The sequence below is a fragment of the Pseudomonas sp. Tof1 genome, from assembly GCF_055390395.1.
Map to the genome: position 1 here is coordinate 737,501 of NZ_AP024344.1, position 13,901 is coordinate 751,401.

Here is a 13,901-nt window from a genome sequence, read left to right on the forward strand (position 1 = left end):
TCAGAAGTGCGAATGCTGACATGAGTAACGACAATGGGTGTGAAAAACACCCACGCCGAAAGACCAAGGTTTCCTGCGCAACGTTAATCGACGCAGGGTTAGTCGGTCCCTAAGGCGAGGCTGAAAAGCGTAGTCGATGGAAAACAGGTTAATATTCCTGTACTTCTGGTTATTGCGATGGAGGGACGGAGAAGGCTAGGCCAGCTTGGCGTTGGTTGTCCAAGTTTAAGGTGGTAGGCTGAGATCTTAGGTAAATCCGGGATCTTAAGGCCGAGAGCTGATGACGAGTGTCCTTTAGGACGCGAAGTGGTTGATGCCATGCTTCCAAGAAAAGCTTCTAAGCTTCAGATAACCAGGAACCGTACCCCAAACCGACACAGGTGGTTAGGTAGAGAATACCAAGGCGCTTGAGAGAACTCGGGTGAAGGAACTAGGCAAAATGGCACCGTAACTTCGGGAGAAGGTGCGCCGGTGAGGGTGAAGGACTTGCTCCGTAAGCCCATGCCGGTCGAAGATACCAGGCCGCTGCGACTGTTTATTAAAAACACAGCACTCTGCAAACACGAAAGTGGACGTATAGGGTGTGACGCCTGCCCGGTGCCGGAAGGTTAATTGATGGGGTTAGCGAAAGCGAAGCTCTTGATCGAAGCCCCGGTAAACGGCGGCCGTAACTATAACGGTCCTAAGGTAGCGAAATTCCTTGTCGGGTAAGTTCCGACCTGCACGAATGGCGTAACGATGGCGGCGCTGTCTCCACCCGAGACTCAGTGAAATTGAAATCGCTGTGAAGATGCAGTGTATCCGCGGCTAGACGGAAAGACCCCGTGAACCTTTACTATAGCTTTGCACTGGACTTTGAATTTGCTTGTGTAGGATAGGTGGGAGGCTTTGAAGCGTGAACGCCAGTTTGCGTGGAGCCATTCTTGAAATACCACCCTGGCAACTTTGAGGTTCTAACTCAGGTCCGTTATCCGGATCGAGGACAGTGTATGGTGGGTAGTTTGACTGGGGCGGTCTCCTCCTAAAGAGTAACGGAGGAGTACGAAGGTGCGCTCAGACCGGTCGGAAATCGGTCGCAGAGTATAAAGGCAAAAGCGCGCTTGACTGCGAGACAGACACGTCGAGCAGGTACGAAAGTAGGTCTTAGTGATCCGGTGGTTCTGTATGGAAGGGCCATCGCTCAACGGATAAAAGGTACTCCGGGGATAACAGGCTGATACCGCCCAAGAGTTCATATCGACGGCGGTGTTTGGCACCTCGATGTCGGCTCATCACATCCTGGGGCTGAAGCCGGTCCCAAGGGTATGGCTGTTCGCCATTTAAAGTGGTACGCGAGCTGGGTTTAGAACGTCGTGAGACAGTTCGGTCCCTATCTGCCGTGGACGTTTGAGATTTGAGAGGGGCTGCTCCTAGTACGAGAGGACCGGAGTGGACGAACCTCTGGTGTTCCGGTTGTCACGCCAGTGGCATTGCCGGGTAGCTATGTTCGGAAAAGATAACCGCTGAAAGCATCTAAGCGGGAAACTTGCCTCAAGATGAGATCTCACTGGAACCTTGAGTTCCCTGAAGGGCCGTCGAAGACTACGACGTTGATAGGTGGGGTGTGTAAGCGCTGTGAGGCGTTGAGCTAACCCATACTAATTGCCCGTGAGGCTTGACCATATAACACCCAAGCAATTTGCGTCGAATGAGCAGATTGCGGTATATGAAGACGAAGTGAACCGAAAGTTTGCCACGCACAAAACACCAAAGACTGTCACATACCCGATTCGCTGGAGCGTTGTCCAAGCAACGAGCCGGCTACCGAATTTCTTGACGACCATAGAGCATTGGAACCACCTGATCCCATCCCGAACTCAGAAGTGAAACGATGCATCGCCGATGGTAGTGTGGGGTTTCCCCATGTGAGAGTAGGTCATCGTCAAGATTAAATTCCAAAACCCCTATCTGCGCAGGCAGGTAGGGGTTTTGTCTTTTGCGGTGTTGAAACCGGCATTGAAACGTCCGGAGCCGGGCTTGCCCGCGAAGAGGCCACCACGCTCCGCGTCACAGCACGGGGGCAGCACCATCCTCATCCGGCATAGATGTTAAAGTTCTGCCTTCGTTTCTGAATTCTCCAAGGAAGTCGTCATGCCGGACGCGACGTCACTCAATCCTGCGTTCATGGTTGTGCAGAGCAACAGCCCTGAGGAACTGCGCAGCCTGGTGATCAACGTGATGCGGCGTTACCCCCTGGCCCCCCTGGAGAACGAAATTGCCCTGGTGCAGAGCAACGGCATCGCCCAGTGGTTGAAGCTTGCCCTGGCCGAAGATGCCGAGGATGACGACTCCGGAGGCTGCGGCATCGCCGCCGCCATCGATGTGCAACTACCCGGTACCTTCCTGTGGCAGCTCTACCGCATGGTATTGGGGCGCGACGAGATTCCGGCCAAGTCGCTGCTCGACAAGGCACCGCTGACCTGGCGCCTGATGCGTCTGTTGCCGGAGTTGATCGACCAGCCGCACTTCGAACCCCTGCAGCGTTTCCTGACCCACGACAGCGACCTGCGCAAACGCTACCAGTTGGCCGAACGCCTGGCCGACCTGTTCGACCAATACCAGGTCTACCGTGCCGACTGGCTGGAAGACTGGGCTGCCGGCCGCCACCAGTTGCGCAATGTCCGCGGCGAGATCAAGCCGCTGAACCCGGCCAACTGCTGGCAGGCCGAGCTGTGGCGCGCACTGTTGCTGGATGTCGGCACCGAAGGCATGGCCCAGAGCCGGGCCGGTGTGCACCAGCGGTTCATCGAGCGTATCAACAACCTCGAAGCCGCCCCGCGAGGCCTGCCCCCACGGGTGATCGTCTTCGGCATTTCCTCGCTGCCGGCCCAGGCCCTCGAAGCCCTGGCCGGCCTGGCGCGGTTCAGCCAGGTGCTGCTCTGCGTACACAACCCCTGCCGTCACCACTGGACCGACATCGTCGCCGACAAGGACCTGCTGCGTAACGAATACAAGCGCCAATCACGCAAGCCCGGCATGCCCCTGAGCCTCGACCCCGAGGCCCTGCACCAGCATGCCCACCCCCTGCTGGCCGCCTGGGGCAAGCAGGGCCGCGACTACATCAACCTGCTCGACAGCTACGACGACCCGAACAGCTACCGGGCGGCTTTTCGCGATGGTCGCATCGACCTGTTCAGCGACAGCACGCCGCAGACCCTGCTCAACCAACTGCAGGACGATATCCTCGAACTGCGCCCGCTGGCCGAAACCCGTGAACGCTGGCCTGCCGTCGACCTGCAGCAGGATCAGTCGATCCGCTTCGAAGTCGCCCACAGCGCCCAGCGCGAAGTGGAGATTCTCCACGACCAGTTGCTCGCCCGCTTCAGCGCCAACCCGGATCTGCGCCCCCGTGACGTGATCGTCATGGTCCCGGACATCGACAGCTACGCCCCGCATATCCGTGCGGTCTTCGGCCAGCTCGAACGCAGCGATCCGCGCTTCATCCCCTTCACTCTGGCGGACCAGGGCCAGCGTGGGCGCGACCCGCTGCTGATCGCCGTCGAACACCTGCTGAAGCTGCCCGACAGCCGTTTCCCGGTCAGCGAAATTCTCGACCTGCTCGACGTGCCGGCCCTGCGCGCCCGCTTCAATGTCCAGGAACGTGACCTGCCGACCTTGCATCGCTGGATCGAAGGCGCGGGCATCCGTTGGGGCCTCAGTGCCCAGCAACGCGCCGATCTCGGCCTGCCCGATGAACTGGAGCAGAACAGCTGGCGTTTCGGTCTGCGCCGCATGCTGCTGGGTTACGCCGTTGGCAGTGGTGAAGGCTGCGAAGGCATCGAGCCTTATGACGAAATCGGCGGCCTCGATGCCGCGCTGATCGGTCCGGTGGTCGCCCTGCTCGATGCCCTGGAAATCGCCCACCAGGAACTCTGCGAACCGGCTCGCCCGCAGCAGTGGGGCGAGCGCCTGCAAGCGCTGCTGCAACTGTTCTTTCTCGCCAGTACCGAGCACGATGACTACCTGTTGATCCAGCTCGAACAACTGCGCGCCACCTGGCTGGAAACCTGCGAGGCCGTCGACCTGCAGGAGGAACTCCCGCTGACCGTGGTGCGCGAGGCCTGGCTGGCCGGTCTCGACCAGGGCCGCCTGTCCCAGCGTTTCCTCGCCGGTGCGGTGAACTTCTGCACCCTCATGCCGATGCGGGCGATCCCGTTCAAGCTGGTCTGCCTGCTCGGCATGAACGACGGCGATTACCCGCGCGCCCAACCGCCGCTGGACTTCGACCTGATGGGCAGCGACTACCGCCCCGGCGACCGCTCACGCCGCGAAGACGACCGCTACCTGCTGCTCGAAGCCGTGCTCTCGGCCCGTGAACAGTTGTACATCAGTTGGGTCGGTCGCAGCATTCGCGACAACAGCGAGCGCCCGGCCTCGGTACTGATCGGCCAGTTGCGCGACCATATCGCCAGCGGCTGGCGACTGCCCGACGCCGACGGTGAACGCCTGCTCGAAGCCCTGACCCGGGAGCACCCGCTGCAGCCCTTCAGTGCCCGCTATTTCCACGAAGGGGATGTCGGCCTGTTCAGCTACGCCCGTGAATGGCAGCAGTTGCACCAGCAGCAGGACCCCAGCGAGCCTGCCAGTGAGCTCGCCCCCTACAGCCAGGACGAGCCGCTGACCCTGGCCCAGTTGCAAGATTTCCTGCGCAACCCCGTGCGGCATTTCTTCAGCCAGCGCCTGAAAGTCTTCTTCGAGGCCGCCGAAGCGCCATTGGCCGATGAGGAACCCTTCGTCCTCGATGCGCTGCAACGCTATAGCCTCAGCGACAGCCTGCTCAATGCCGCCTTGCAGCAGGTGGACAATCCCCAGCAGGCGTTGAACGACCAGGCCCGGCGCCTGCAGGGCAGCGGCCTGCTGCCCATGGCCGGCTTCGGTGAATTGCTGCAACAGGAACTGATCGAGCCGCTGCCCGGCCTGCTGGAGCGCTACCGGCAACTGTTGACGCTCTGGCCGACACCGGTGCCCAGCGCCGTGCCGGTCAGCATCGATAGCAGCAGTGGCGTGCGTCTGGAAGGCTGGCTGGCCGGCCTGCATCAACGCAGCGATGGCGGCTACCTGGCTGTCACGACGATCCCCAACGGCATCGGCTCGCTCAAGACCCGCAAATGGCATCGCCTGACCCGGCCCTGGGTCGAGCATCTGGTGGCCTGTGCCTGCGGCCTGCCGCTATCCACCGCGCTGGTCGCCAGCGACGATACCCTGTTGCTGCCTCCCTTCGAGCCGGAGCGGGCCCACACTCTGCTCGGCGAATTGCTGCTGGCCTGGCAGGTGGGCATGCGCCGGCCCTTGCCGGTGGCGATCAAGACCGCGTTCGCCTGGTTATCCCAGCCGGATCCGGCCAAGGCCGAGGCCGCCGCCCGCAAGGCCTATGAGGGCGATGGCGTCAACAGCGAGGGCGAGCGGCGGGAAAGTGCGGCCCTGGCTCGGCAGTTCGCCGACTACGATGCGCTGGTGATCAGCGAGGAATTCGAGGGTTGGTGCGACAGCCTCTATCGACCCTTGCTCGAAGCACCGTGGCGCTCCCTGGTGAACGAGGAGGCGCGCCCATGAGCGACAAGACACCGTTGGCCCTGGCCTTCCCGCTGCGCGGCAGCCAACTGATCGAAGCCAGTGCCGGTACCGGCAAGACCTTCACCATCTCCGCGCTGTACCTGCGCCTGGTCCTCGGCCATGGCGGCGAAGCGGCCGGGTTCGGGCGCGAGCTGCTGCCGCCGCAGATCCTCGTGGTGACCTTCACCGATGCCGCCACCAAGGAGCTGCGTGACCGTATCCGCACCCGTCTGGCCGAAGCCGCGCGGTTTTTCCGCGACGAGATCGCGGCCCCGGACGACCTGATCGCGCAACTGCGTGCCGAATACGCCGCCGAGCAATGGCCCGCCTGCGCCAATCGCCTCGACATCGCCGCGCAATGGATGGACGAGGCGGCGGTCTCGACCATCCACGGCTGGTGCCAGCGCATGCTGCGCGAGCACGCCTTCGATAGCGGCAGCCTGTTCACCCAGACCCTGGAAACCGACCACAGCGAGCTGCTCGGCGAAGTGCTGCGCGACTACTGGCGGCTCTATTGCTACAAGATGCAGGGCGACGCGCTGCACTGGGTGCGCGCCAACTGGGTCGGGCCTGACGCTCTATTGCCGAGGGTGCGTGCGCTGTTCGGCAATGTCGACCGCGACAACGAAGAAGGTGCCCCGGAGCCTGCCGAACTGATCGAGGCCTGTCTGCTCGAACGCCGTGAAGCCCTGTTGCAGATCAAGGCACCCTGGAAGCAGTGGGCCGCCGAGTTGCGCGAGATCTGCCTGCAAGGCGTGGCAAGCAAGGCGGTCGACGGTCGCAAGATGCAGGCGCGCTACTTCGAACCCTGGTTCGAAAAGCTCACCGCCTGGGCCGAAGACGAAGCCCTGGAACAACTGGATATCGGCACCGGCTTCACCCGGCTGACCCCCGAGGGCATGGCCGAAGCCTGGAAGGGCGAGGCCCCACGGCATCCCGCGCTCGACGCGATGGCCGCCCTGAAAGCCAGCCTCGATGCCTTGCCGACCCCTGACGCCGCGGTGCTGGAACACGCCGCCCGCTGGGTCGGCGCACGCTTCGAGGACGAGAAGCGCCGCCGCGCCGAAATGGGCTTCGACGACATGCTGCTGCGCCTCGACGCCGCGCTGCGTGCCGAGGGCGGCGAGCGCCTGGCCGGGCTGATCCGCGAGCAGTTCCCGGTGGCCTTGATCGACGAATTCCAGGACACCGACCCGGTGCAGTACCGGATCTTCGAAAGCATCTACCGCATCGAGGACAACAGCCCCGATGGCGGCCTGTTCCTGATCGGCGACCCGAAGCAGGCGATCTACGCCTTCCGCGGTGCCGATATCTACACCTACCTGCGCGCGCGCCAGGCCACCCTCGGCCGCCTGCACACCCTGGACACCAACTTCCGTTCCAGCCATGCGATGGTCCGCTCGGTCAATCATGTGTTCGAACGGGCCGAGCAGCGGGAGCAGGGCCGTGGTGCCTTCCTGTTCCGCGAGGGCGAAGACAACCCGGTACCCTTCGTGTCGGTAGAGTCCCAGGGCCGCAAGGAGGCGTTCCAGATCGATAGTCAGCCCCTGGCGGCCCTGAACGTCTGGCAGTTGTCCTCCGAGCAGCCGCTGTCCGGCGCGGTCTACCGCCAGCAACTGGCCGCCAGTTGCGCCAGCGAGATCGTCGGCCTGCTCAATGGCGGGCAGCAGGGCCGCGTCGGTTTCAGCCGCGACGGCCAACTGCAGGGCGTGCTGCCCTCGGATATCGCCATCCTGGTCCGCGACGGCCAGGAAGCGCAGGCGGTACGCGGCGAGCTGGCCGCGCGCGGGGTGCGCAGCGTGTATCTGTCGGACAAGGACTCGGTGTTCGCCGCCCAGGAAGCCCACGACCTGCTGACCTGGCTCAAGGCCTGCGCCGAGCCGGATGTCGAGCGCCCGCTGCGCGCGGCCCTGGCCTGTATCACCCTGAACCTGCCGCTGGCCGAACTGGAGCGGCTGAACCAGGACGAACTGGCCTGGGAGGCGCGGGTCATGCAGTTCCGTGGCTACCGCATGTTGTGGCGGACCCAGGGTGTGCTGCCGATGCTGCGCCGCCTGCTGCATGACTTCCAGTTGCCCCAGGCGCTGATGGCCCGCAGTGACGGCGAGCGGGTGCTGACCAACCTGCTGCACCTGTCCGAGCTGCTGCAACAGGCCTCCGGTGAGCTGGATGGCGAACAGGCGCTGATCCGCCACCTCGGCGAGCACCTGGCGCTGTCCGGGCAGGCCGGTGAAGAACAGATCCTGCGCCTGGAAAGCGACGAGCAACTGGTCAAGGTCGTGACCATCCACAAATCCAAGGGCCTGGAATATCCCCTGGTGTTCCTGCCCTTCATCTGCTCGGTCAAGCCGGTGGACGGCAGCCGGCTGCCGCTGCATTACCACGACAGCGACGGCAAGGTCCAGGTCAGCCTCAAGCCTACCGCCGAACTGATCGCCCAGGCCGACGACGAGCGCCTGGCCGAGGACCTGCGCCTGCTCTACGTAGCCCTGACCCGCGCCCGGCACGCCTGCTGGCTGGGCGTGGCCGACCTCAAGCGTGGCAACCACAACAGTTCGGTGCTGCACCTGTCGGCCCTGGGCTACCTGCTCGGTGGCGGTGCGGTGCTGGCCGAATCCACTGGCCTGGCGGGCTGGTTGCGCGATCTGCAACAGGGTTGCCCGGCGCTGGCCTGCCAGGAACTGCCCGCGCCCAACGACCTGTCTTACCAACCGCCGCGCAACCAGGCGACCCTGCTCGAACCGCTGCTGCCCAGGCGCAAGGCCGCCGAGCATTGGTGGATCGCTTCCTACAGTGCCTTGCGCATCAGTGAGCAGTTGGGCGCCGGCAGTGATGAAGCGCCGGAAAACCCCCAGGCGCAGAAACTCTTCGACGACGAGCGGCTGGACCCGGACGCGCCGCGCGAAGTGCTGGCCAGCGGAGGCGATATCCACCGTTTTCCCCGGGGCCGAATCCCGGCACCTTTCTCCATGGCCTGCTGGAGTGGGCCGGTGACGAACGTTTCACGGCCGACCGCGCGCTGATCGAAAAGGCCGTCGCGCCGCGCTGCAACCTGCGTGGCTGGAAGGGCTGGATCGAGACCCTGAGCGACTGGCTCGCGCACCTGCTGCAGGTGCCTTTCCGCCTTGGCGACGGCCAGCCGCCGGTGGCGCTCAACAGCCTCGCCAGCTACCAGGTGGAAATGGAATTCTGGTTCGCCAGCCACAAGGTCGACGTGCAGCAGGTCGACGCACTGGTTCGTCGCCACACCCACGGCGGCGTCGCCCGGGCGGCGGCCGAACCGGTACTGCTCAACGGCATGTTCAAGGGCTTCATCGACCTGACCTTCGAGCATCAGGGCCGCTACTACGTGGCCGACTACAAGTCCAACTGGCTGGGTGCCGACGATGCGGCCTATACCGAGCAGGCCATGGCCGCCTCGATCCTCGAGAACCGCTACGACCTGCAGTACGTGCTCTACCTGCTGGCCCTGCATCGCCAGCTCAAGGCACGGGTACCGGACTACGACTACGACCGGCACATGGGCGGGGCCCTGTACCTGTTCCTGCGCGGCACCCGCGCGCCGAGCCAGGGCGCCTATTTCGCCCGGCCGCCACGCGTGTTGATCGAACAACTGGACCTGCTGTTCCAGGGCAAGCCGGTACCGAAATCCGAACCCGCCTGGGAGCAGGGGAGTCTTTTATGAAACGTTCCTTCGCCGACCTGCTGCCCACTGCGCTGAATGATGACAGCCTCGCCGAACTGGCACCGCTGACCCGCGCCGAGGACCTGCTACTGTTGCTCGAACGCTGGTTCGAGCGCGGCTGGGTACGGGCGCTGGACAAGGCGTTCGTGGCCTTCCTGCATGAGCTCGACCCGCAGGGCGATCCGCTGGTGCTGCTGGCGGCCGCCCTGACCAGTCATCAATTGGGTCATGGGCATGTCTGTCTCGACCTGTTGGAAACCCTGAGCGAGCCGGACTTCGCCCTGTCGCTGCCGCCGGAAGGCGACGTGCAGAGCGCGGCGCTGCTACTGCCCTCGCAACTGCTGGTGGCGCTGGATGGCGAGGCCTGGTGCCGGGCATTGCAGGCCAGCCCGCTGGTGGCATTGGCCGACGATGAGAGCCTGGAGGCCGGACAGCGGCCGCTGGTGCTCAGTGGTCGGCGGTTGTACCTGCGTCGTTATTGGACCTATGAGCGGCGGATCGACAGCGCCTTGCGCCTGCGGCTGGCCGAACAGGAAGCCACCCCGGACGATCTGGCCCGGCGCCTCACCGAACTGTTTGGCGCCGCCGGCAGCAGCGGGCGCATCGACTGGCAGAAACTGGCCTGTGCCCTGGCCACGCGAGGTGCTTTCAGCATCGTCACCGGCGGTCCCGGCACCGGCAAGACCACCACCGTGGTGCGTCTGCTGGCCTTGCTCCAGGCGCCGGCGGTGGAGGCGGGCAAGCCGCTGCGCATCCGCCTCGCCGCACCGACCGGCAAGGCCGCCGCGCGGCTGACCGAATCCATCAGTGCCCAGGTGCGTTCGCTGACCATCGATGAAGCGGTGCGTGCCCGGATCCCCAGTGAAGTGACCACCGTGCACCGCCTGCTCGGCAGTCGCCCGGGCACCCGACACTTCCGCCATCACGCCGGCAACCGCCTGCCGCTGGATGTCCTGGTGGTGGACGAGGCATCGATGATCGACCTGGAAATGATGGCCAACCTGCTCGACGCGCTGCCGGTGCATGCGCGGCTGGTGCTGCTGGGGGACAAGGACCAGTTGGCTTCGGTGGAAGCCGGTGCGGTGCTCGGCGACCTGTGCCGCGATGCCGAGGAGGGCTGGTACAGCGCCAGCACGCGCGCCTGGCTGCAGGCGGTCAGTGGCGAGGATATCGGCACCAGTGGCCTGTGCGAGGCCGCCGAGGGCAGCCATTCGCTGGCCCAGCAGGTGGTGATGCTGCGCCACTCGCGACGCTTTGGCGAAGGCAGCGGCATCGGCCAGCTGGCGCGGCTGGTCAACCAGCAGGCGGCCGACGAGGCCCGTGCCCTGTTGCAGGCGGGCGCGCATGCCGACCTGTTCGCCCTGGCCCTCAAGGGCGAGCAGGACCGCAAGTTCGACAAGCTGGTGCTCGATGGCGAGGGCAGCCAGCGCAAGGGCTATCGGCATTACCTCGACGTGATGCGCGGTCATCGTCCGTCCGTTGAGCGTGACCTCGATGACCCGTGCTGGGAAGACTGGGCGCGTGCGGTGCTGCGCGCCTTCGACGAGTTCCAGCTGCTCTGCGCCGTGCGCAAGGGACCCTGGGGCGTCGAAGGCTTGAACCAGCGCATCACCGAAGCGCTTTATGCGAGGCGGCTGATCGACAGCGACCAGCACTGGTACGAGGGCCGGCCGGTGCTGATGACGCGCAACGACTACGGGCTGGGCCTGATGAACGGCGATATCGGTATCGCCCTGCGCCTGCCGAGCGCGATGGGCCGCAAGTGGGCAAGCAGGTGCTACGGGTGGCGTTTCCCCGTAACGACGGCCAGGGCGGTGTGCGGTTCGTCCTGCCGAGCCGCTTGAACGATGTGGAAACCGTCTACGCCATGACCGTGCATAAGTCCCAGGGCTCGGAGTTCACCCATACCGCGCTGATCCTGCCCGAGGCGCTGAACCCGGTGCTGACCAAGGAACTGATCTACACCGGGATCACCCGGGCCAAGGACTGGTTCAGCCTGCTCGAACCGCGTGGCGGGGTGTTCGAGGAGGCGGTGCGGCGCAAGGTCAAGCGCCTGAGCGGGCTGATGCTGGAGCTGGGGTAGCGGGATTCAGGGCTTGCCCGCGAAGGGCCGCCCCCTCACCTCAACGCCCAACCCTGTCCAGCGCCGCCACTTCCTGGCGCTCGATCCCCATGAACCGTCGCACCCGTTCCCCCTGATCACCCTCGCGAATCTCCCGCGGGCAGGCATCGAGCTGCACCACGCCGCTCTCCATGAAGATCACCCGGTCGGAGATCGACATGGCGAAATCCATCTCATGGGTGACGATCAGCATCGTCATGCCTTCGTCGGCCAGCTCGCGGATCACCTTGAGCACGTCTCCCACCAGCTCCGGGTCCAAGGCCGAAGTGGGCTCGTCGAACAGCATGATCTGCGGCTCCATCGCCAGCGCCCGGGCGATCGCCACCCGCTGCTGCTGGCCGCCGGACAACTGGTGCGGGTACTTGTGGGCATGGGCCAGCAGGCCGACCTTGTCCAGCAGCGCCAGCGCCCGCTGCTCGCTCGGTTCATGGCTGGCCCCGTGATAACGCGGCGCCAGGGTGACGTTGTCGAGAATGCTGCGGTGCGGGAACAGGTTGAAGTTCTGGAACACCATGCCGATGCTGCGCACGCCCCGGCGGACCTGCGGGCTGTTGGCGCGGTCGCTGGCGCTGATGAAGCTTTCGCCGAACAGCACGATTTCGCCCTGGTCGATGCTTTCCAGGCCATTGATGGTGCGGATCAGCGAGGTCTTGCCGGAGCCGGACGGGCCGATGATCGAGATCACCTGGCCGCTGCCGACGTTCAGGTCGATGCCCTTGAGCACTTCGTGATTGCCGTAGCGCTTGTGGATATTGCGCAACTGCAGGGCCGGGGCGGCTCCGGCCATCGGCAGCGGGCGGACGCTCGCCGGTGACGGCAGCAGGCGCGACCTGAGGCTGGCGGTGGCGCTGTCGGCGAGGGCTTGCGGCTTGCGCTGGTTCAGGTCCAGGTAGCGCTCCAGGCGTTGCAGCAGCCAGCCGAACAGGCTGACGATCAGCACGTAGTACACCGCCACCGCGCCGAGGGTTTCCATCACCAGGAAGTTCTGCGCGTAGAGACGCTGGCCGACCGTGAGGATTTCGGTGAGGGAGATCACCGAGACCAGCGACGTCAGTTTCACCACGGTGATGTATTCGTTGATCAGCGTCGGCAGCGAAATGCGGAACGCCTGGGGAATCACGATCAGCCGTTGCAGCCCGAGCAGGCCGATGCCGAGGGCGCGGCCTGCCTCCTTCTGGCCCTTGGCGACCGAGATCAGCCCGCCGCGATGGATCTCGGCCATATACGCCGCCTCGGTGACCACCAGAGCGAACAGCCCGGAGTAGAACGGGTTGGACAGCACCCGGCCGGTGGCCGGCAACAGTTGCGGCAGGTTGTAGACGAACACCACCAGCACCAGCAGCGGAATGCTGCGGAAGAACCAGATGTACACCGCGGCCGGTGCGCGCAGCCAGGCCGAGGCCGACAGCTTGGCCGAGGCCAGGACGAAGCCCAGCACCATGCCGATGAACCAGGCCAGGGCGCTGAGCTCGACCACCGTGACACAGGCCTGCCAGAAGGCGGGCATCGAGAACAGCGAAAGAAAATAGGGCCAATCGAATTGCATGGGAACCTCGGTGATTCAGGGCCTGGCGCCTTTTTGGGGAAAAACATTGCCCCTGGAGAAACCGATCGGGGTGAACACCTTCCTTGTGGGAGCCGGCCGGGCGGTTCCCACAGGAGGTGCGTCTTCCACGGGGCGTGTGCTTATTCCGCCGCTTCCAGCGCGTACTTGTTCAGGATCGCCGTGTACTCACCGCTCTTCTTCGTCTCCTCGAACGCCTTGAGCAGTGCCTGGTAAGTGGCGTCATTACCCTTCTTCACGAAGATCCCCAGGGTCTGCTGGTAGATCGGATGTTCGGTGGTCACCACCACCCGGCCCTTGGTCCGCTCGGCAATCATCTTCGCCGCACCGGCGATTTCCACCTGCGCCTGGATATTGTTCGACAGCAGCGCCTGGGTGACCTCCGGCGCCGAGGGGTATTCGCTCACGGTGATCTCCCCCTTGCCCTTGGGCACGCAGTATTCGCTGGACAGCTTGCGGAACTGCGCGACCCAGGTGGTGCCCTGTTCCAGGCCGACCTTCAGTCCGCACAGGTCCTCCGGCGTCGCCGGCTTCAGCCCGCTGTCCCTGGGCACCATGATCGCCGCGCCGGTCCTGGCGTAGGCGATGGTGATGGCCTGGGTCTGGCGCTCGGGGGTGATGTACATGCCGGAAATGATCGCGTCGAACTTGCCGGCGTTCAGGCCCATGATCAGGCTCGGAAACTTGGTGTCGATGAACTCCGCCTTGCTCTCCATGTGCTTGGCCAGCGCGTGGGACAGTTCCGGATCGGAGCCGACCACGTTCTTGTCCGCGTCGTAGGACTCGAAGGGCGGATAGGTGATTTCCATGCCGATTTTCAGTTGGCCGGGCGTGGCCGTCGCGGCGGCGAAGGCGCTGGCGGTGCAGAACAGGGTGGTGGCGAGCAGGGTCAGGCCAGGGAGGTGCTTGAGCATGGACGATAACTCCGGGTTGGGTAG

Annotated in this window: 3 protein-coding genes, 2 rRNA genes and 2 pseudogenes (1 of these 7 cut by a window edge); 5 read left to right on the forward strand and 2 right to left on the reverse strand. The window is 64.4% G+C overall.

The window, feature by feature from the left end; genetic code table 11:
- From ACZ5KU_RS03310 to recD, 5 genes and pseudogenes are all read left to right on the forward strand, one after another.
- Nucleotides 1-1,662 (forward strand): 23S ribosomal RNA (locus tag ACZ5KU_RS03310) (it extends 1,229 nt beyond the left edge of the window).
- A gap of 149 nt (nt 1,663-1,811) precedes the next feature.
- Nucleotides 1,812-1,927, forward strand: a 5S ribosomal RNA gene (gene rrf / locus ACZ5KU_RS03315).
- 203 nt (nt 1,928-2,130) lie between these two features.
- Nucleotides 2,131-5,592, forward strand: coding sequence for an exodeoxyribonuclease V subunit gamma (gene recC, locus ACZ5KU_RS03320; protein ID WP_054060241.1), 3,462 nt, complete (start codon nt 2,131-2,133; stop codon nt 5,590-5,592).
- Nucleotides 5,589-9,277: pseudogene (gene recB / locus ACZ5KU_RS03325) on the forward strand (exodeoxyribonuclease V subunit beta). The gene recC and the pseudogene recB overlap by 4 nt, the downstream one beginning before the upstream one ends.
- Nucleotides 9,274-11,360: pseudogene (gene recD / locus ACZ5KU_RS03330) on the forward strand (exodeoxyribonuclease V subunit alpha). The pseudogenes recB and recD overlap by 4 nt, the downstream one beginning before the upstream one ends.
- A 40-nt stretch (nt 11,361-11,400) precedes the next feature.
- Here the strand turns inward: recD and ACZ5KU_RS03335 are convergent.
- Together ACZ5KU_RS03335 and ACZ5KU_RS03340 are read right to left on the reverse strand one after the other, a co-directional pair.
- The gene (locus tag ACZ5KU_RS03335; RefSeq protein WP_464736831.1) at nt 11,401-12,945 is read right to left on the reverse strand and encodes an amino acid ABC transporter permease/ATP-binding protein; all 1,545 of its coding nucleotides are present in this window, start codon (nt 12,943-12,945) and stop codon (nt 11,401-11,403) included.
- 140 nt (nt 12,946-13,085) lie between these two features.
- On the reverse strand, nt 13,086-13,877 hold the full coding sequence (locus tag ACZ5KU_RS03340) for an ABC transporter substrate-binding protein (protein WP_464736832.1): 792 nt from the start codon (nt 13,875-13,877) through the stop codon (nt 13,086-13,088).
- Between the last annotated feature and the right edge of the window lie 24 nt (nt 13,878-13,901).

What these genes read in the sequence shown, in the direction of transcription:
- ACZ5KU_RS03335 (WP_464736831.1), bottom strand. Translation starts at nt 12,945, where the DNA reads ATGCAATTCGATTGGCCCTATTTTCTTTCGCTGTTCTCGATGCCCGCC.
- recC (WP_054060241.1), top strand. Translation starts at nt 2,131, where the DNA reads ATGCCGGACGCGACGTCACTCAATCCTGCGTTCATGGTTGTGCAGAGC.
- ACZ5KU_RS03340 (WP_464736832.1), bottom strand. Translation starts at nt 13,877, where the DNA reads ATGCTCAAGCACCTCCCTGGCCTGACCCTGCTCGCCACCACCCTGTTC.